This is a genomic window from Blastopirellula sediminis (genome assembly GCF_020966755.1).
Taxonomy (GTDB): Bacteria; Planctomycetota; Planctomycetia; order Pirellulales; family Pirellulaceae; genus Blastopirellula; species Blastopirellula sediminis.
Genome location: NZ_JAJKFT010000010.1, coordinates 4016873 through 4036501, shown reverse-complemented (window position 1 = coordinate 4036501; position 19629 = coordinate 4016873). Strand labels below are relative to the sequence as shown.

At 59.9% G+C, this 19629-nt stretch carries 14 protein-coding genes; 9 read left to right on the top strand and 5 right to left on the bottom strand.

Features of this window, described 5'->3' with window-relative positions; all coding sequences use genetic code 11:
* Positions 1 to 10: 10 nt before the first annotated feature.
* From LOC68_RS27980 to LOC68_RS27950, 7 genes are all read left to right on the top strand, one after another.
* Positions 11 to 1918, top strand: coding sequence for a hypothetical protein (locus tag LOC68_RS27980; protein ID WP_230225107.1), 1908 nt, complete (start codon positions 11 to 13; stop codon positions 1916 to 1918).
* Complete coding sequence (locus LOC68_RS27975; protein ID WP_230225106.1) at positions 1915 to 2973, top strand: hypothetical protein; 1059 nt, start codon at positions 1915 to 1917, stop codon at positions 2971 to 2973. The genes LOC68_RS27980 and LOC68_RS27975 overlap by 4 nt, the downstream gene beginning before the upstream one ends.
* Positions 2970 to 4172, top strand: a complete 1203-nt coding sequence (locus LOC68_RS28690) for an NPCBM/NEW2 domain-containing protein (protein WP_230225105.1) — start codon at positions 2970 to 2972, stop codon at positions 4170 to 4172. Before LOC68_RS27975 ends, LOC68_RS28690 begins: the two co-directional genes overlap by 4 nt.
* Positions 4172 to 5893 (top strand): S1C family serine protease, encoded by a 1722-nt coding sequence (locus LOC68_RS27965; RefSeq protein ID WP_230225104.1) that lies wholly within the window; start codon positions 4172 to 4174, stop codon positions 5891 to 5893. Before LOC68_RS28690 ends, LOC68_RS27965 begins: the two co-directional genes overlap by 1 nt.
* On the top strand, positions 5890 to 6912 hold the full coding sequence (locus LOC68_RS27960) for a S1C family serine protease (protein ID WP_230225103.1): 1023 nt from the start codon (positions 5890 to 5892) through the stop codon (positions 6910 to 6912). Before LOC68_RS27965 ends, LOC68_RS27960 begins: the two co-directional genes overlap by 4 nt.
* Positions 6905 to 8866: a PDZ domain-containing protein gene (locus LOC68_RS27955; RefSeq protein ID WP_230225102.1), complete on the top strand. Its 1962-nt coding sequence runs from the start codon at positions 6905 to 6907 to the stop codon at positions 8864 to 8866. Before LOC68_RS27960 ends, LOC68_RS27955 begins: the two co-directional genes overlap by 8 nt.
* A gap of 198 nt (positions 8867 to 9064) precedes the next feature.
* Positions 9065 to 9427: a hypothetical protein gene (locus tag LOC68_RS27950; RefSeq protein WP_230225101.1), complete on the top strand. Its 363-nt coding sequence runs from the start codon at positions 9065 to 9067 to the stop codon at positions 9425 to 9427.
* Here the strand turns inward: LOC68_RS27950 and LOC68_RS27945 are convergent.
* The 4 genes from LOC68_RS27945 to LOC68_RS27930 form a co-directional block, all read right to left on the bottom strand.
* A complete protein-coding gene (locus tag LOC68_RS27945; RefSeq protein ID WP_230225100.1) occupies positions 9399 to 10241 on the bottom strand; it encodes a sugar phosphate isomerase/epimerase family protein in 843 nt (280 codons plus the stop codon). The two genes, LOC68_RS27950 and LOC68_RS27945, sit on opposite strands and share 29 nt — an antisense overlap.
* A gap of 352 nt (positions 10242 to 10593) precedes the next feature.
* Positions 10594 to 12360 (bottom strand): Gfo/Idh/MocA family protein, encoded by a 1767-nt coding sequence (locus tag LOC68_RS27940; protein ID WP_230225099.1) that lies wholly within the window; start codon positions 12358 to 12360, stop codon positions 10594 to 10596.
* Between the two features lie 2 nt (positions 12361 to 12362).
* Entirely contained in the window at positions 12363 to 13232 is an 870-nt protein-coding gene (locus tag LOC68_RS27935; protein WP_230225098.1) for a DoxX family membrane protein, read from the bottom strand.
* A 402-nt stretch (positions 13233 to 13634) separates the two neighbouring features.
* Positions 13635 to 15050, bottom strand: coding sequence for an MATE family efflux transporter (locus tag LOC68_RS27930; protein WP_230225097.1), 1416 nt, complete (start codon positions 15048 to 15050; stop codon positions 13635 to 13637).
* A gap of 173 nt (positions 15051 to 15223) precedes the next feature.
* Here LOC68_RS27930 and LOC68_RS27925 point away from each other — a divergent pair, with 173 nt between their 5' ends.
* Positions 15224 to 16192 carry a D-2-hydroxyacid dehydrogenase gene (locus tag LOC68_RS27925; protein WP_230225096.1) on the top strand — a complete coding sequence of 323 codons (969 nt, stop codon included), beginning with the start codon at positions 15224 to 15226 and terminating at the stop codon, positions 16190 to 16192.
* 153 nt (positions 16193 to 16345) lie between these two features.
* Positions 16346 to 17485: a serine/threonine protein kinase gene (locus LOC68_RS27920; protein ID WP_230225095.1), complete on the top strand. Its 1140-nt coding sequence runs from the start codon at positions 16346 to 16348 to the stop codon at positions 17483 to 17485.
* A 225-nt stretch (positions 17486 to 17710) separates the two neighbouring features.
* On the opposite strand, the gene LOC68_RS27915 is transcribed toward LOC68_RS27920, so the two are convergent.
* Positions 17711 to 19369, bottom strand: coding sequence for a glucan biosynthesis protein (locus tag LOC68_RS27915; RefSeq protein WP_230225094.1), 1659 nt, complete (start codon positions 19367 to 19369; stop codon positions 17711 to 17713).
* Positions 19370 to 19629: the final 260 nt, after the last annotated feature.

Below are 19629 nucleotides of genomic sequence, written 5' to 3'. Positions count from 1 at the left end.
GGACCTTACGATGATCAAGGTACGCAATTCTTCGCTTATGGCGTCTGCGGTCACCGTCTTTCTATCCCTCGCCGCTTGTGTATCGGCTCAAGACGCAGGTGACGCCGCTGCGCCGGCCAAACCGGAAGCCGCGCTGGCCGAACGTCAGGCCCGTCTCGCGCAAGGGTTCTCGCGCCTCGAAGATCTGATGATCAAGATGGCCGAGATCGACGAGATCGAAAATCCCGAGCGAGCCAAACTGCTGCGCGAAGCGGCTCACGCGAGCAAAGACAAGTTGATCCGTTCGCAGCTCGAGACGCTGGTCGCGATTCTTGGCGACGGCAAATTGAAGCGTGCGGTCGACGGTCAGAAGGACGTCTCCAAAGATCTCAATAACTTGCTGCAACTGTTGCAAAGCGAAAACCGCGACGACGAACTGAAGTCGGAACAAGAGCGGATCCGCGAGTACATCAAAGAGACGAAGAAGCTCCTCAATCGTCAGCGCAGTCTGCAAGGTCGCACCGAAGGGGGCGAAAACTCCGAACGACTCTCCGACGGGCAAGACCAGCTGTCGCAAGACGCCGCCAAGCTCGCTCAGCGGATGAAAGAAAACGAAGAGCCCGAAGCCGAAGGAGAATCTTCCGAAGGGGAAGGGGAAGAAGGAGAGCAGCAGCCCGGCGAGAAAAAGCCGAGCGAAGAAGGAGAGTCGAAGCCGAGCGAAGGGGAAATGAAACCTTCGGACGGGGAAGGGGAGCAGAAGCCTTCGGACGGTTCCGAATCGAAACCGGGCGAATCAGGCGAAAGCAAGCCAGGTGAAAACAAACCGGGCGAAGAAGAAATGAAAAAGCCGGGAGACGAAGAGTCGGGCGAAAAGAAGCCAGGCGAAGAGTCGAAACCGGGTGAGCAAAAGCCAGGCGAACAAAAGCCTGGTGAACAGAAACCGGGCGAACCGATGCCCAGCGAAGGGGAGCCGCAAGAAGGCGAACCGAAAGAAGGCAAACCGCAGCAGGGTCAACCTCAGCAAGGACAGCCCCAACAGGGCCAACCGCAGCAAGGGGACCAACAGCAAGGCCAAGACCAACAACAGCAGCAACAACAGCCTGACTTCCCGGCTCGCAAGCGAGTCGAAGAAGCGCAGCGCCGCATGGAAGAGGCGAAGAAGAAGCTCGACGAAAAGAAGACGCCGGAGGCGATCGAAGAGCAGAAACAAGCCGAAACGGAACTCGCCAAAGCGATCGCCGAGCTGGAAGAAGTTCTGCGTCAGCTGCGCGAAGAAGAAATCGAACGCGTGCTGGCGCGACTGGAAGCCCGCTTCTCGAAGATGCTCGAGATGCAGCTGAAGGTTTACGACGACTCGGAACGGCTGTCGCAGGTTCCCGAAGCGCAGCGCGGCGCCGCCGAAGACATTCAGGCCGGAAAGCTCGCCTTCTCCGAAAAGCAGATCGTACTGGAAGCGGACAAAGCGATGACGCTGCTGCAGGAAGAAGGATCGTCAATCGCCTTCCCCGAAGCGCTGCAGCAGCTGCGCGACGACATGGAGAATATCGCCGATCGCTTGAGCCAGTCGAAGGTCGACCCGTTGACCCTGACGCTGGAACAAGACGTGATCGACACGCTGGAAGAACTGCTGGCCGCGCTCAAGCAGGCCCAGAAGGAGCAGGAAGAACGGAAACAGCAACAACAGCAGCAGCAACAGCAACAAGGTCAGCCGCAGGACGAAGCGCTGGTCAACAAAATCCAAGAGCTGAAGCTGATCAAGTCGATGCAGGTCCGCATTAACCAACGGACGGAACGATATGCGAAACTCCTTCGCGACGTCGATGACGAAGTCGGTCAAGCGACCAGCGAAGAAGTGCTCGACGCGCTGCGCGAACTCGCCCAGCGGCAACAACGGGTCTACCAAATCACGCAAGACAACGTTCTGGGGAAAAACCAATGATGACGCCCCGACTATTGCTCTCGATCGCCCTTGGCCTGGCGACCGCTGGATCGGTTTTCGCCGCCGACGCTCTCAAGAAACAGGCCGAGTGGCATAACCCGGACTATCCGGCGATCCGGCAAAAAGTGATCGACTGGATGACCGAAACCGATCCGCCGGAAGCGCAAGCGAAAGCGGTCTCGCAGCTTTGGCCCGAAGAGGCCCCGGACGAGACGCCTGCCGACTTGGGGATTCGGATCCTGGAGACGGTCGCCGTGGTCGACGCCGACGCACGAGAGCTCGCCGTGACGACGCTGGCCACGAGCTCGGCCGAGGAAACGCCGCAGTTCCCCTGGCTGGCCGATTCGTCGAAGCAGTATCCCAGCTGGATTCGCGATAACCTACGCTTCCAATATGGCCGTTGGCTCGCCGAACAGCGTCTGCTCGACGAAGCGTACCAACAGCTGAAAGACATTCCGGTCGCCGAAGCGGCCGACCCGGCGGCGCTGTTGTTCAACCGCGCCGTTTGCGAACACTACCTGCTGAAGAAAAAGGAATGCGTCGCGACGCTCGGATCGTTGCTCTCGAACCAAGAGCAGATCGCTCCGCGCTATCTGGCCGTTTCCAAACTGATGCTCGCCGACATTCAACCGCTGGAGACCGATTCGCTCGACGAAGTGGCTCGTTTGATGCGCGACATCGAACGCCGCTTGGATCTGGGCCGCGCCGGCAAGAAGGTTCGCACCCAGGAAGACGACGTCGTCGCCAAGCTCGACAAGATGATCGAAGAGCTGGAAAAGCAGATGCAGCAGCAACAGCAGCAGTCGCAAGGGGGACAGCAAGGGGGGAGCAACACCCAACCGAGCAGCCCGCTGAACGACACGATGCCGGCCGGCGGCAGCGGCCCCGGCAACGTCGATCCGAAGAAGATGAACCCCGGCGACAACTGGGGAAATCTGCCGCCGAAAGAACGGCAGGAAGCGCTGCAACAAATCTCGAACGAATTCCCGTCTCACTATCGTCGGGTCATTGAAGAATACTTCCGCAAGCTGGCCCGCGAAGAGGAATCGAAGTGAACTGCATTCCGCTGATCCTGATCGCCGCCTCCACGCTTTCGGCCGCAGTGACCGTCGACATTGAAACGCTCGACGGTCGCACGCTGCAGGGAGAACTGCGTCAACTGTCGGCGGACGAGATCGGACTGCGCACCAGCGTCGGCGATGAGAAGTTCCCGTACGACTCGCTGATGCGGGTCGACATTCCTGGCGAAGAGGTTCCGCTGGCCGAAGGGGGCGCCATGTTGCAGCTCGCCGACGGTTCGCAGCTGAACATCAAAAAGTTCTCGCTCGAGAACCGCAAGTTCGTCGTCACTTCGGAGAGCTTTACGCAATTTGAAGTTCCCGCCGCCGCGCTGCGAATGCTCCGGTTCGATAGCGAACAGCGTTCGTTCGACAAACGGTGGGATCAGCTGCTCGAAGAAAAGATTCTCGGCGACGCCGTCGTGATTCGTCGCAATGACGACCTCTCGTTCCAGGAAGCGATCATCCAGTCGATCGTCGAAGACAAGGCGTCAATTCAGCTCGACGAACTCGAAGCGAAGATTCCGCTCAGCAAGCTGGCCGGGCTCCTCTTTTATCAGCGCAACAATCGCAAGCTGGGCGCCCCGCTGTGCAAATTGCAACTGCGTGACGGGGGAGTGATTTTCGCCGGAAAAATCATGCTGGACGGGGATCTGCTGCAGGTTGAATCGAACGCCGGCGGGAAGTTTACGATCCCGCTCGCCGCGATCGAGTCGATGGACTTTGCGGCCGGCAACATCATTCCGCTGACCGATCTGACCCCGGACCAGGACGCGTGGGCGACCTTTATTCCGTCCAACTTGTCGCGTGATCAGCTGTCGTTGATTTACGCTCCTGACGTCCGAACCGGTTCGACGGCCCAGCCGCTGGAACTGTCGCTCAGCGGCGAATCGAAATCTTTCGCCAGCGGTATCGCATTGCATGCTCGAACCGAACTGACCTACTTGCTGCCGGAAGACGTTCGCCAGTTTCATGCCTTCGCAGGCCTGCCGGCCGGCGCGAGCGGTCCTTTGAAACTGACGATCACCGCCGACAAGACGACCTTGATCGATACGGTCCTCGACGAAAACCAATCGTCTCTCGATATACACGGCGACGTCCGAGGCGCTCGCCGTCTGAAGGTCGTGGTCGACTTCGCTGGCAACGGCGATTTGGGAGACCGCGTTTATCTGTGCCAACCACGGTTGATTAAATAATGCGTACGCTCGCCTGTTTCGCTATTTGCTTGGCTGCGACGTCCCTGGGGACGTCGTCTCGCGTTATTGCTGCGCCTCCGCAAGAGGTCCTGGACGCCGAGAACGCCCGGATCGCCGCGATCGAAAAGGCGACTCGCTCGTCAGTCTGCGTCTTCGCCGGTGCGGCCGGCGGCGGCAGCGGCGTCTTGATCTCCAAAGATGGCTACGCGATTACGAACTACCACGTCGCCGATCCGGCTGGCTCGTTCATGAAATGCAGTCTGTCGGACGGCAAGCTGTACGACGCGGTCATCGTCGGCATCGATCCGGTCGGCGACGTCGCGCTGATCAAGCTGCAAGGTCGCGACGACTTTCCCGCCGCCGACATCGGCGACAGCGACAAGGTGCAGGTCGGCGACTGGTGCTTCGCCATCGGCAATCCGTTTTTGCTCGCGACCGACATGCAGCCGACCGTCACCTGGGGCATGGTCTCCGGCGTCGGCCGTTATCAATACCCGAGTGGCACGCTAATCGAATACACCGACTGCATCCAGACCGATGCGTCGATCAACCCCGGCAACTCCGGCGGCCCGCTCTTTAACAAAGATGGCCAAGTAATCGGCATCAACGGCCGTATCTCGATCGAAAAGCGAGGCCGCGTCAACGTCGGCGTCGGTTACGCGATTTCGATGAACCAGGTGATGAACTTCCTCGGCTACCTGAAGAGCGGCCGCGTGGTCGACCATGCGACCTTGGGCGCCACGGTCTCGACCGACTCGGAAGGGGAAGTGATCGTGACGAACATCCTCGACACTTCCGACGCCTATCGCCGCGGACTTCGCTACGGCGACGAGCTCGTCTCATTCGGCTCGAAGCCGGTCACCACGGTGAACGGTTTCAAGAATGCCCTCGGCATTTATCCCCGCGGTTGGCGCGTGCCGGTTGGCTTCTTCCGCGGCGGCACCCGACATGACATCGTCGTTCGCCTGGCCGGCGTTCACTCGCGCGAAGAGCTGCTCGCCAAGATCCAAAAGTCGGTCGCTCCGCCGAGCCCCGATGGCTCGAAGCCGGAAGACCATCACGGCGAAGAGACGAAGCCGGTCTCCGAAGAGCTGAAAAAGCTGTTCGAGGCGCGATCAGGCTACGCCAACTACTACTTCAATCTGCAAGAGCGAACCCGCACCTGGGAAGCCTGGAAGCGGGGCGAAGCGTCTGACGCGAACGACTGGAAAGTGAGCGGTCAGCTGGCCGACGGCGACGCGGTGCAGATCGAACTGACGCCGCAGAAAGCCGCCGCTACGGTCGCTGGTCGCGAATCGGCGATTGAGATCGAAGGGGATCTCTCGCAAAAGCTGGAACCGGTCGGCAGCGGCGGTTTGCTGTTGGCGCTGCACGCCTGGCAACGGTTGCAGCTGGAAGGTCCCGAGAAGTACGGCGAAGTCTCGTACCTGGGAACGGCGCCGCTCGATACGATCGATCAGCGGTTCGACGTGCTGGTCGGGCTGTACGATGCGATCGAAACCCGTTTTTACTTTGAACCGAAGTCGGGCGACCTGATCGCCATGGAAATGTTCCCGGAAGCCGACTCCGATCCGTGCGAGCTGCGTTTCCAGGACTATGACGTCTTCGAAGGAGTTCGCCTGCCGACGAAGATCATCATTCGTCGCGGCGATCAGATCTACAACATTCTGCATGGTCTGAAATGGACCTTGTCGTCGACCGAACCGAAGGATGCCGCATGATCCGTAAAGCGCTGGTACTCGCGCTCGTCGTAGCGCTCGGTTGGCTCTCGTCCGGCTTCACCGCTTCGGAAGCGCGTGCCGAGTCGTCGCTCGCCCAAACGATTCGCGGCGTGCAGCCGCGGATCGTCAAGATCTTTGGTGCCGGCGGCCTGCGCGGCTTGGAGTCGTACCAAAGCGGCTTCGTCATTTCGCCGGAAGGGCACATCCTGACCGTTTGGAGCTACGTCCTCGACTCGAGCGTCATCACGATCGTCGCCAACGACGGCCGCCGCTTCACCGCCGAACTGATCGGCGCCGATCCGGAGCTGGAAGTCGCGGTGCTGAAGGTCGACGCCGACGACTTGCCTTATTTCAATCTCGATGAGTCGGTGGAGCTTTCCGCCGGACAACGGGTGCTGACTTTCAGCAACTTGTACGGCATCGCCACCGGCGACGAACCGGCCAGCGTGCTGCATGGCTACATCACCGCGATTACCGATCTGCAAGGTCGCCGCAGCGCGTCGGAAGTTCGCTACAAGGGGAAGGTCTACGTCGTCGACGCGATGACCAACAACCCTGGCGCCGCCGGCGGAGCCCTGACCGATCAGCAAGGCCACATCGCCGGCGTGCTCGGCAAAGAAATCCGCAACGCGTCGAACAACGTTTGGCTCAACTACTCGATTCCGATTCGCGAACTGCAAACCTCGGTCGAAGACATCCTGAGCGGTCGCTTCCGTCCTCGTTCCCGCGACGAGAACCAGAATCGTCCGATGGAGCCGGTCACGCTGGCTCAGCTCGGTCTGATCCTGCTGCCGGACGTGCTGCCGAAGACGCCGCCGTTCGTCGAACGCGTGGCGCCTGATTCGCCGGCCGCGACGGCCGGTCTGCAGCCGAACGACCTGGTGATGTTTGCAGAGCGGCGGCTCATTTCTTCGCAGAAAGATCTGCGGGAAGAGCTAACCTTTATCGACCGGGACGATCCGGTCCGCCTGACGCTGCTTCGCGGCGACGAACTGATTGAAGTCACGCTCAATGAATAAGAAATTCTCGCTCGCATCGCTCCTGTTGGCCGTTGGCCTTTGTGCGTCTCTCTCGACGTTCGCTTACGCGGCGGACGACCTGAATACGCTCGAACAGAAAGCGCTGCGCGATGCGGTCGAAGCGGTCGCTCCGTCGGTCCTGCAGATCGAAACGGTCGGCGGCCTTGAGAAAGTTGGCGATCAACTTGCCGGCGGTGGACCGTGCAGCGGCTTGGTCATCACCGAAGACGGCTACCTCCTCTCGAGCAGCTACAACTTCGTCCATGAGCCAACTTCGATCCTGGCTTCCCTTCCCAGCGGCAAGCGAACCGCGGCCAAGATTGTCGCTCGCGACCATAGCCGCAACCTGGTCCTGCTGAAGGTCAACGCGGAAGAGCCGCTGCCGGTGCCGACGTTCGTCCCGCGTGACGAGCTGCGGGTCGGCCAATGGGCGATCGCGGTCGGCAAGTCGTTCTCGTCGACCCAGCCGAACGCTTCGATCGGCGTCGTCAGCGCCATGAACCGCGTCTGGGGGAAAGCGATCCAATCGGACGCCAAAATCTCGCCCAACAACTACGGCGGGGCCCTAATCGACATCCAAGGTCGCGTCATCGGCGTGATCACGTCTCTCTCGCCGCAAGCGACCGGTCCCCAGGCCGGCGCCGACTGGTATGACTCCGGCATCGGCTTCGCCGTTCCGGTGAGTGAAATCATGCCGCGGCTCGAAAAGCTGCAAAAGGGAGAAGACCTGCGACAAGGTTTGCTCGGCATCAGCCTGAAGGGGAACGACGTGATGGCCGACGTGCCGGCGATCGGCGCCGTTCGCTACAACTCGCCCGCTCAAGAGGCCGGCATCGAAGCCGGCGATATCATCACCGCGATTCAAGGGAAAGCGGTGGTGAACCAGGCGCAACTAAAACACCTGCTCGAACCGATGTACGCCGGAGACGTCGTCGCGCTGACGCTGAAGCGTGGCGAAGAGACGGTCGACGTCAAAGCGACTCTGATCGACGTGCTGATTCCGTACGCCCATCCGTTCCTCGGCATCTTGCCGATTCGTGACGCGGAAGGAGTCGTCGTTCGCGATGTCCTCGCCGACAGCCCCGCCGCCAAAGCGGGCCTCGCCGCTGGCGACGTGATCGTGAAAGTGAACGACAAACCGGCGACCTCGGCCGATGAACTGCGGACGCAAATCTCGACGCAAGAGCCGGACGCGTCGATCAAACTGGTCTATCGCCGCGGCGAAGAAGAAAAGGAAGCGGAGATTACCCTCGCCACGCTCCCGACCGCCGTTCCTGGCGACTTGCCGGCCGCGTGGACGAAAGAGCTGGAGCAACCGGCTCAGCCGCCGAAGACCGGCGAAATCGAAGTTCGCCTGGCCGAAGAGCCGAACGCGGCCTTCGCTTGGGTTCCGGACGATTACAACGCCGACCGCGATTACAACCTGGTGGTCCTGGTTCAAGAGCCGGGCGAAGTCGACAAGCAAGCGACGATCGACGACTGGAAAGAAGTCTGCCAGAAGAGCGGCACGATTCTGCTGTCGGTCTCGCCGGCGTCGAAAGATCGCTGGACCCCGTCCGAAACCGGCGTCGTGCGGAAATGCATCGAACAGTTGGCCGGCAAATACAGCATCGCTCCGCTCCGGACGACGCTGGTCGGCTCGAAGAGCGGCGGCGCCATGGCCTATATGGTGGCGTTTGAAAACCGGGAAGCGATCGCCGGCGTCGTGACGCTGACCGCTCCGGTGCCGCGCGGCGTGCAACCGCCCGACAACGACCCGCTGCATCGCCTGGCGATCTTCACGCTGTACGACGACAAGGCGCCGCACGCGGCTCAGCTCGGGAAGCTGGACGCGGCGCTCGCCAAGATGAAGTTCCCGGTCACCCATCGCGGTACCGCCAGCGGAGCGGAGAAGCTGACCGCCGACGATCGCGAGGCGATCCTCCGTTGGCTCGACTCGCTCGATCGGATCTAATTGTTCAGCGACGTAACCGTCTTCTAACCCTTGGTGCCATGCTCTTGCGGCGTCTTCGCCGGATGAGCATGTCTTAGAACCTGGAAGACGCTTGGAAGACATGCTCTTCTCGCGAAGACGCGATAAGAGCATGGCGCCGGAAGACTGACGTCCCACTCACTCCTTCGTTTTCGAATCCAGCCGCAACGCACGCTACTTGTGAATTCTCGAACCAAAATCGGCATTGTCGCCATCGTTTGTTGCGTGATTGGCGCGGCGCTCTTTCTGGTCGACGCTCCGACGACGTCGCTGGAGCATTTCCAGGGGGCGATGATCAAAGTTGGCGGCGTCTTTGCCGTGCTCTGGCTCGCCTATCCGCAGATTACGAAGCTGCCGGTCTGGCTGTCGCTGGCGATCGTGTTGGTCGCGATCACGACGGCGGTCGCTTCGTCGGTTTGGAAGAAAGCGGCGCTGGTCGCGATCCCGATTCTGATCGTCCTCTGGATGCTGAGACCTCGCCCAGCACCCAGTTCGCCGCCAAAGAAAAAAGAAGTTAGCCGATCTTCGTCCGAAGCGCGGTAAGCAGTTCGAGCGCGGCGCCGATCTCGGCCTTCTGACGTTCCGGCTCTTGCGGAATCTCGCGTTCGATCGTGAGCGGACCCGTGTAGCCGATCTCTTTGACCGTCCGGAGGAACTCTTCCATGCCGACGTCCCCTTGGCCCAGCGGCATTTCGGTTCCCCAGGTGACGCCCGGCTGATCCGACCACTTGGCGTCTTTGCAGTGAACGCTGCCGACATGCTTGCCGATCGCCTTCAGCGCTTCGATCGGGTTGCCGGTCCCGTACAGGATCATGTTGGCCGGGTCGAAGTTGACCCGCAGGTTCGGGCGATCGACGGCGGCGATAAAGCCAAGCAGACCTTCGGCTGATTCCTGGCCCGTTTCCAAGTGGAGGTACTGTTCGTTCCCTTGGCAGTGATCGCACAGCTCTTGGGTGACCGCGACCACTTCGCCGAACATCGGATCGGTTTTGTCGTGCGGAATGAAGCCGACGTGCAAACCGACCACATCGCAGTCGAGAACGCGAGCGAAGTCGGCGATCTCTTTCATCTCGGCCAGACGTTCGGCGCGGGTCGCCGGGGGAACGAGACCGACCGTTTCTTTGGTGGTCGGAATGTCGGCGTAGCTTTCTCCTTCAAAGCCGCCGAAGACGCAGGTCAGCGTCACGCCGATCGATTCGAGCTTCGCCAGAAACTTGGCGGCGTTGTCGGCGGTACGCGATTCTTTGGCCGGAGCATGCAACTGAATCGTCGGCACGCCAAGTTCTTCGACGACCGACAACTGTACGCCTAGTCCCGCATCAATGCTGGCGAAGACGCCCAAGGGCCATTTTGCCACGTTGCAACTCCTTCAAGATGAAATCGACAGGTAGGAGACGCCGGTCATTCTTTGGCCCGACGCCTAAGGTGATAGATGTACGCAATTTACGCCTCTGATAGCACTTTCGCAACGAGCAACCCCCGCACGGCGCAAAAAAATGACCGCAGCTGTGAAGCTGCGGTCAATGAGTCAGCATTTTCGGCAATGAAGCGCGAAACTGGCATTCTGTTGAAAAATGCCGTCGTGGCATTTTTCAACCTCGCCAGGCTCAGAGCGGGGCTCTTCGCGGCTCGCAAAATAACGACTAACGTCGCCATTTTGGGATCGCATCCCTGCGTTCCAGCAGCCCGTCGAGTAAGCCAACGGGCTGCTAGGCCAGATCGGCTTCGGGAGTCGCGTCGCTGTTCAGGTCGAACCATTCTTCCTTGAACTGGACGAAACCACCCTTGCCGGCGATCGAACGTTGAATCGCCAAGCGAGCGGTCAGCGCGATTACCGCGTCCCCCATCGCCACTTCCGGATGGCACTTCGGCTTGTTTTCCGGAGCAGGATTGCGGATGCAGTATGCCCAGTGCTCGATCTCTTCGGTGTAACCGCGGCTGACCGGGCCCGAAGTCGCCGCGTTGGCGATGTTGGCCGCTTGCGTCGGAGCGCCGCTGGCCTGGGTATCCATCGTCGGACCGCCTTCTTTATCCTTGGCGACTTTGACGTTCGACGTGCCGCCGTTCTTGTACAGCATCACTTCCTTTTCGGTCTCGAGAACCAGGGTCCCCTTGGTGCCCATCACCACTTCGCCGTAACCGCCGAAGCCGTTGCCGTTGATCGAAGAGTAGGTGACGACGACCTTTTTGTTCGGATCCTGCTCATACGACGGAACGCCCGCTTCCTTGTTCGGGAAGTCGCGGAACTTGTCGTAGTAGCCGACTTCCTTGGCGTCGTAGCCCGGTCCAGGGAACTCGAACATGCAATAGACGTGATCGTCAGCGTCGCGATCGTACGGGAAGGTATGGCGACCGCCGGTGGCGTGGACCGTCAGCGGGTGAACCTTCTTGCCGTCCTTTTCCTTACGCAGCGAGCTGATGAAGATCGACGCGGCGTCCAACTGGTGGCTGCCGAGCTCGGCCATCAGACCGCCGCCGGTACGATCCCACAACCGCCAACGGCACAGCTCTTCCATCGCCGAGATCTTGCGACCGTCTGCCAATTCGAATTCTTTATAGCCGTAGTTTTCGGGCTTGATCTTGGCGTCTTCGTTCCAGGCCTTGTACTGTTCGTACATCGCCCAGTTCTTGGCCAGTTCAGCCGGGTCGCCCCCTTTGCCTTTCTCAGCGGCGGCCTTGAACTTGTTCATGTTGCTGAGAATCGTGTCGACCAACTTCCCTTGGGCGTCGACTTCGCCGCCGGGAAGGGGTTGGCACCAGCTGTCGCCGCCGGGCAAGTTGCCGCGGTGCCACTGAGCGCGAATGTGGTGAACTTCGCCCAAGAGGCCCCACTGCAGCAGATTGACGGCGTTGTCGTACAGCACGCTGTAGTGACGTTGGTGACCGGTCGCCAGATGCAAGCCGGCGCTATTGGCGGCGCGGCCCATCTCTTTGCACTGCGCGATGTTGTGGGCCATCAGCTTTTCGGTCAGGACGTGCTTCTTCGCCTTCAGCGCGTCCATCACGACCGGATGGTGCATGAACAGCGGCGTGGCGCAGATGACCCCTTCGATCGAATCGTCGGCGAGCAGATCTTGGTAGTTTTCGTAGACCTTCACGTGCTGACGAGCTTCGTCTTCGGTCTTCCAACCGTAGACGTTCATCAAGCCGCGACGAGCCGAGTAGGCCGCATCGCTCGAGTGGTCGCCGTGGAAGGCGCGGTGCACGTTGTAGGGGCGAATGTCGGAGATCGCGACGACCTGGACGTAGTCCGGGTTCAGCGCGCCGATCAGCACGCTTCCTTCGTCGCCGGTGCCGATCACGCCGATGCGAACCGGGTTTTCGACCTTGCTATAGCCGAAGTACATAGCGCCCAAACCACCGCCTGAAACGGCGCCGGCGGCGATCACACCCTTCAGGAAGTCACGGCGATTCACGCCGACCGCTTCTGCGAAATTCTCTTTACCCGCCTTTTTGGCGTCAGGCTTCAGGTTCATATTTACTCCCCTTCGTTTGGAGATGTGGCTTGCGCGCAACACCGGCGGCACATCGCGCCGAGAATAAAATCGAGTCCGGCGAATTTTCCTGCGCCGATAGCGGCCAACAGCAGCAGGGCGGTGAATTCCACCGATTGGTAGTAGACCGGTTCGGCGCCGTAGGAGCCCGGGAACTGAGCGGCCATCACTTGCAACAGGAAGCCAGCGGCAGCTAACGCCGCAATCCGGGTAAATAGGCCGAGGATGAGCAGAACGCCGCTACCGAATGTGACATAAGTTACTACGACGTCGATCCTTGATTGGTTCGGATCGGGCGCCGAAAAGGTCGACGTCGCGCCGGCGGCGCGGCCGAGTCGATTCAGGTCTTCGACATACTCGTCCTGCAATTGCTTAATGTCCTTGGTCCACTTCTGGAGCTTGCCGAACAGCTCTTTGTCTTTCTTATCCAGACGGTCGAGCTCGTACTGCAGGTCGTCGCTATCGGCCCGGGCGCGAGCCTTCGCCAACCGTTCGACTTCCAGGAAGTATTCCTTTCTGTCTTCGGCGATATCGTTCATATAGGAAGTGAGCCGCTGGGCGTAAATCTTGTACAGATTTCCGACTTTTTCTTGGCCTGCGGCGTCAAAGCCAAACTGAGCGTTGGCCTGTTTGCCGTAGTAATCCCACCAGCCAAGCACATAATCGCGATCCAGTCGCTTCCGGCCGTTGGGGTCGTCACTGAGGTTACGGAAGTAGTCGGCGAATGGTCCCTTGGCGTTTCGCAGAAAACCAGCCGAGGAGAACTCGCCCGATTTGATCTTCTTCGACCCTTCCATGAAGAAGTGCCAACCGATAACCAAGCGAAGCGCGACGATAATTACAATCGTCAGCATGCCAATTTGGGTCTTTGACGTAGTTATTGCTCGTACTCCCCTAGGAAGCTTATTGGCGGGATGGGCTAAGTGGAGGAAGGTCGCGATCAGTCTGCGGCGCCACGTTAGAGGTGCGTCGTGGGCGGTCGCCAAGAATTCAGAGCGATGCGATAGCTACTCATTATGACCAGAAGTCGACTATTCGCCAAGAACAGGCGTCTAATTGCGCGTATTTCTCCATTTTCAGCGTTATAAGAAGTGGGAAGCGCACCCCTGATTTCAACCGAGAAGCCGGCCGAGATTTAACGCCCGGAGGAGAGAAGGGTAGGGTGCGTCTGGACGCACCGAAATGGGAACCGTCTTGATCCCGGTGCGTCTAGACGCACCCTACACAGACACCACAAGCCCTCTACTCAAAAGGACTTACGCCGAAACCAATTCCGGCTCGATCACCTTCATGCTGCGCCAGCGACCGATCAAAAACCGGACAAAATGGGTCGCTCCCATGGTAAAGACCCAAAGGGTCAGCACGACCCAACAGCCATACAGTCCGCCGCCGGTTAGCAAAACGGCCGCTCCGCCGCCGACGAGCAGGATCGAAATCACGCAAGTCGCTACCATCACAAACCTTACGTCGCCGGCGCCTTTCAGCGCGCTGACAAAGACGACGTTCGTCGCGTCGAGCAAACAGAAGACCGCGACGAACTGCAGCAGAATGGTCACGGTCGCCAAGACCCCTTCCGGCTGAGCGACGACGCTGTGGTCGGTCCCTTTATGAAACGTCAGAAACAGATCGGGCAGGGTCAAAAAGATGATCCCCATCGTCCCGCCGTAGACCAGCGCGATCATGAAGCCCGACCAGGTGGCGTTGCTCGCGATACTTGGCTGGCCGGCGCCGATTTCTCTTCCGACCAAGGTCGAGACGGCGATTCCCAAGCCCACCAGCGGGACGAACGCAAAGCCGTTGATCGAGAAGGCGAGATTCGTCGCGGTCATCGCTTCCGAACCCAAACGCCCCATCATCAACAGGAAGAAGGTAAGGGCCGAAACTTCCAGCGCCAGTTGCACGCCGCTCGCCGAACCGTACCGCAGCAACCGCCGCATCACGCTCCAGTCCCAAAGCCGCGCTTCGCCAAAACCATACTCGCGCCAATTGGCCGGCAGCACGATCAGCCCGCCGTAGAGTACGACCTTCGCCCACTGACTGATGACGGTCGCCCACGCCGCGCCGGCGATTCCGTCCGGCACGAACGAGACGTACCCGAAGATGAAAAAGTAGTCGAGGACCATGTTGACCAGGCAGGAACTACTGTCGACCGCCATCACGATTCCGTTCTTCTGCCGCCCGGAGAAAAACGCCGACATCGCGTTGGCGACGATCGATGCGCCGCCGCCAAAGGCCAACACCCAGAAATAGACTCCTTCCAGACGGGCGACTTCCGGATCGACCGTACTGACGTGAAAGGCGTAATTCGCGGGAATTGCGGCCAAAAAGAAGAAGGGAGCGACGAAGCAGCCCCAAAGGATTCCCTGGACGACGATCGGCCCGATTCGCCGATGTTCGCCGGCGCCATTGTATTGGGAGACGAAGGTATTAACATACGACGCCACGCCGATCGGAAAGCAGAGTATCGAGAAGTGGAGCATCCCCGCCGGCAATGACGCGGCCATCGCTTCCTTCGAATGCCAGAAGAGAAACATCCGGTCGATGAAGTTGGTCAGCGACCAGGAAGCGGTCGAGATCACCAGCGGCAGCGCGACGATCAATACTTCGCGAATTCCGCAGCGCCGACGCCACCAAGAGGCGTTTTCCGAGAGCAGGTGAGGCGTTGCGTCCATTGCGGGGTCTTTAGAAGGATTGGTTCTAATCGGTTCCCCCAGGACATCGCGGTCGCCGATAGGTTCGCCAATCGGTTGAATTATATCGCAAGCGAAGGAAAACCGGTCTCACGCAGATTCGCACCGCCGGGTACGATAGAAAAATTACGAAGAAGTTTTTGTGAACTAGCCCCATGAATATCGTTCTTTGTTATCAAACCGTCCCGGCTCATCTAGAGCAGATTCGGGAAGCCGCCGGCGATTGGAACGTGATTGACGCCGGCCAAGAGGGGATCGCCGAAGCGCTGCCGCAGGCCGACATTTACTGCGGTCACGCCAAGGTTCCGGTTCCCTGGGCTGAAACGGTTGCGCAGGGGCGTCTGCAGTGGATTCAGTCGTCGGCCGCCGGGATGGATCACTGTCTGGTTCCGGAAGTGATTGCATCGGAAATTCCGGTTACGAGCGCCTCGGGGTTGTTCGCCAACCAGGTGGCCGAGCAGACGATGGCGCTGCTCTTGGGAGTGGTTCGTTCGCTTCCAACCTTTTTCCGAGCCCAGTTGAAAAAAGAATACATCCGCCGACCGACGGGGGACCTGCACGGCAAAACGGTCGGCATTGTCGGTCTCGGCGGAAATGGGCGGCGATTGGCCGAAATCCTGGTCCCGTTTCAAAATCGCATCATCGCGACCGACTACTGTCCGTACGACAAACCAGAGTGCGTTGATGAGTTGTGGCCGGCCGACCGCCTGAATGACCTGTTGGCCCAGTCGGACGTCGTAATCCTCGCCTTGCCGCTCAACGACGAAACTCGGTATCTATTTGATACAGATCAATTTGCAGCGATGAAAACGGGCGCTATCTTTATTAATGTGGCCCGCGGACAAGTTGTTCGCGAGTCCGCATTGATCCACGCTCTGGAGTCGAAACATCTATCCGCGGCAGGAGTCGACGTCGCCGAAGTCGAGCCCTTGCCCCCCGATAGTCCGCTCTGGGATTTTGACAATGTGATTATTACGCCGCATGTCGGCGCCCAAGGCCGCACTCGAAACGATGACGTCACCGACTTGTTCTGCGAAAACCTCCGTCGTTTTCGCGCCGGCGAGCCGCTGATCAACGTGGTCGACAAACGCCTTGGGTTCCCACTGCGTCCCGCTCCCCGCTGAGATTGCCCTTGATAGGGATGATCCCTACGGCTTGCCCCCCCATCAGGCCGCAGGATATTCATCTAGACGCTTTCCCATCATGCTTCTTAAGATGACTCGGTCCTAGTAATGGCAGACTTCGAATACCCCCTCGGTGATGATAAGGCCCAGCCGATGCTCACCACGACGCGCCATGACCTGCATCCCACGCTGACCTTCAGCGAGGGGAAGACCTTCAAATGTCCTGAGGATCTGCTGCGGCGCTACGACGAGCTCGTTCACGCCAAGCGATCGAGCTGGACGGAACACTATAAACTGCGCCGCCTGTTGGGCTGCGGCGGCCAGGGAATGGTCTTTTTGACCGAACGCCGCGGAGCGGACGATTTTACGATCCCGCTCGCCGTGAAGGTCTTCTCCCCCGAACGCTACGAGGGGATTCATACCTACGAAATCGCGATGAACCGCATCGCGCAGATCGCGTCGCGCGTCGCCCAGATTCAGCAGCACAACCTGCTGGAAGTCCATAACTTCCTCGATCGCCGCCGCATTCGCGTGATGGTGATGGAATGGGTCGACGGCTACGACTTGCAAGAGTTGCTCACCCCCGGCATGGTCGAGCGGATCCGTGATCGCGTTACGCAAAAGCGGTGGGAATACATCAACCAGGTGATCGTCACCAAGGGGCCCGATCAACCGCGCTTCAAGCCGGGCGTGGCCGTGGCGATCGTTCGGGATTGTCTGGCGGCGCTCGCCGCGCTGCATCGCGAAGGGATCGTCCATGGCGACGTAAAGCCGTCGAACTTGATGCTGAAGCGGACCGGAACGGCCAAGCTGATCGATATCGGTTCGGCCTTCATGATCGACGCGCCGCCGAAAGAACGGACCTGCACGCCGTCGTACGCCGCGCCGGAAGTGCTGGAAGGTAACGAAGCGTCGCCGCGCAGCGACCTGGCGAGCCTCGGTTACGTGCTGATCGAAATGTTAGCCGGGCGTTCCCTCTTCGCCGGGCTGAACAACTATCGCGATTTGCTCGAAGCGAAGCGGTTCCTCGCGCAGCGTCTGACCGACATCCTGCCGGAAGAAGTCGCCTGCAATGAATTGCTGATGACCTTCTGCCGCGGGCTGATCGCCCCCGATCCGATGCGTCGCTTCCCCACGGCCGAAGACGCCGAACATCGCAAAGGGGGCGCCGCCGCGTTCCATCGCCAACTGGTCAAAGGGGACCTGGCGAGCGAATACGAAAACGAAATCCGCCTCTGGGTCGAAGAGCTGCGCAGCCTCGACGAAGAAATGCAGGAACCGGAAGTGGACTAAGGGTTCGCTTCGCGGTCTCGTCTCACGTCATTTCCGGTTAGCCGCGGCAGCTCCGCTACCGGGGCCGACATCGTCGGCAAGAAGCAACACTCCGCGGCGTATCGAACAACGGCGAAATGATTTTCGTTGGAGCGTGCATGCCGCCCCTTTTTTATTTGCCGGGGATTGAGCTTCCTGCGGCTGCGCCGCCCTGGTAGCGGAGCTACCAGGGCTAACCAAGTTGGTTTACGTCTTCGCTTTCGGCGATGCTTTCTCTGCCGCCGGCTCGACCAACTGCACATCGCTCGGCGGGGTCCACTGATAGAGCCACGTCTCGGTCAGCGCCTGACCGTTGCAGCGCAGATACATTCGGATGTTGATCGGCTCCAAGCTGTTGTCGGTCGGCTTCAAGTCGAACATCGCTCGGTAGCCGCTGACGCCTTCGCCGTTCACTTCAATTAACGGCCGGGCCGACGTAATCTCGACCAGACCGCGTGACGCTTCGATCACCGGTTCGACCTGCGCGTCCGTTCCTAAGTGGCCGAAGTCGCCGCCGGCGAAATCAACCGCGAACCGCCACGAGAAATACTTCCGCGGCTGTCCCACAACGCCGCCGATTCCGGTTCGCGTGGCGCGAACGGTCGCTCCTTGCGGCGTGACCGGCGGCCGAGCGCCCCAATAGAGTTTGTAACCGAGCGACACTTCTTCGCCGCGCTGCGGCTTCTCGACCGGATTCCAGAAGGCGACGATGTTGTCGAACGTTTCGTCGACCGTCGGAATCTCGACCAGCATCACCGAGCCTTTCCCCCAACCCTGGCCGTCAGCGTCGTGCTTCGGTTCAACCCAGACGCTCGGGCGGCGATCGTAGAAGACGCCGTCATCCTGGTAGTGGTCGAAGTCATGATCGCGCTGCAAGAGACCAAAGCCGCGCGGGTTGTCGTCGAAGTACGAATTGACGCGAACGCCTTGCGGATTGACCAGCGGTCGCCAGATCCATTCGCCGCCGCCAGTCCACATTTGCAGACCGTCGGTGTCGTGAATCTCGGGCCGCCAATCGTTGGCCATCCGCTGATCGTTCTCACCGTACTGATACATGCTGGTCAGCGGTGCGATGCCGAGCCGCGCAATCTCTTTCCGCGGATAGAGGGCGGCGTCGATGTCCATCACGAACGTATCGCCTGGCGTGAGCAGAAAGCGATAGGCGCCGCTGACGCTGGGCGAATCGAGCAAGCCGTAGACGGTCACCGTCGACGAGTCTTTGCTCGGCCGCTCCAGGTAATAAGCGATGAAGTTCGGGAACTCTTCCGGGTATCCCATGCCGCAGTCGACCGCCAATCCGCGCGCCGATTGGCCATACTGCTTTTCGCCGCCGACCGCGCGGAAGTAACTGGCGCCTTGGAACGCGGCGACGTCCCGCATCCAGTCGGTATGAAAGTTCAAACGAAAGCCGGCGAAGCCGAGATCGGCCGGCAACGTCTCCGGCTTCACGCCGCTCTTGCCATAGTCGAACATCTCCAAGTCGTACGCCAACTCTTGTGCCTGGCCGTCGGCGACTTCAAACATCCGGACCGGCGTTTTGATCGTAAAGCCGAGATGAAAGAAGCGTGCCTGGAACCAGAGATCGTTGTCGCGCCAGAGCGATTGCTCATCGTCAAAACGGATCGCTTGCCAATGATCCCAATCGAGCTTGGCGATCGGTTCGGGAAGCGTATCGCGCGGCGGTATGTATTCGTTGCTCGCCAACTCGCGAGCCTGGTTCTTTAGGACTTCAAAGCTGAACTTATGCGGCTCTCCCAGCGGTTTGAGTCCCGCCTGGGCGGCACTGACGCTTAGCAGCGAGGCCCATGGAAAAGCGGTGGAGGCGAGCGCGGCGGCGGCGCCTTTCAACAATTCGCGGCGATGCATTTGCAAGGGATCCGTACAAGGCGGAAGGTTGGTGTGGGAAGGTCGAGCTGGCTAGAAATCGGCGATGGCAGTTTCCGAGAAGTTCGGCAACTTGCCCGATTGGTCGCTGGGATTGGCCAAGAATTCCCAGTGCGACTATCGCCGATCTTTCCCATAGCATATACGAGCCAAAGAAAAGTAAAGCTCGCTCGCTAGCAAAATTTTTCCCGAGAAAATTCCCTCGACACCTCGGAGAATCGCCGCCCCATTAAGTGGCGAAG

What these genes read in the sequence shown, in the direction of transcription:
- LOC68_RS27980 (WP_230225107.1), top strand. Translation starts at nt 11, where the DNA reads ATGATCAAGGTACGCAATTCTTCGCTTATGGCGTCTGCGGTCACCGTC.
- LOC68_RS27975 (WP_230225106.1), top strand. Translation starts at nt 1,915, where the DNA reads ATGATGACGCCCCGACTATTGCTCTCGATCGCCCTTGGCCTGGCGACC.
- LOC68_RS27965 (WP_230225104.1), top strand. Translation starts at nt 4,172, where the DNA reads ATGCGTACGCTCGCCTGTTTCGCTATTTGCTTGGCTGCGACGTCCCTG.
- LOC68_RS27960 (WP_230225103.1), top strand. Translation starts at nt 5,890, where the DNA reads ATGATCCGTAAAGCGCTGGTACTCGCGCTCGTCGTAGCGCTCGGTTGG.
- LOC68_RS27955 (WP_230225102.1), top strand. Translation starts at nt 6,905, where the DNA reads ATGAATAAGAAATTCTCGCTCGCATCGCTCCTGTTGGCCGTTGGCCTT.
- LOC68_RS27940 (WP_230225099.1), bottom strand. Translation starts at nt 12,360, where the DNA reads ATGAACCTGAAGCCTGACGCCAAAAAGGCGGGTAAAGAGAATTTCGCA.
- LOC68_RS27935 (WP_230225098.1), bottom strand. Translation starts at nt 13,232, where the DNA reads ATGCTGACGATTGTAATTATCGTCGCGCTTCGCTTGGTTATCGGTTGG.
- LOC68_RS27930 (WP_230225097.1), bottom strand. Translation starts at nt 15,050, where the DNA reads ATGGACGCAACGCCTCACCTGCTCTCGGAAAACGCCTCTTGGTGGCGT.
- LOC68_RS27925 (WP_230225096.1), top strand. Translation starts at nt 15,224, where the DNA reads ATGAATATCGTTCTTTGTTATCAAACCGTCCCGGCTCATCTAGAGCAG.
- LOC68_RS27920 (WP_230225095.1), top strand. Translation starts at nt 16,346, where the DNA reads ATGCTCACCACGACGCGCCATGACCTGCATCCCACGCTGACCTTCAGC.
- LOC68_RS27915 (WP_230225094.1), bottom strand. Translation starts at nt 19,369, where the DNA reads ATGCATCGCCGCGAATTGTTGAAAGGCGCCGCCGCCGCGCTCGCCTCC.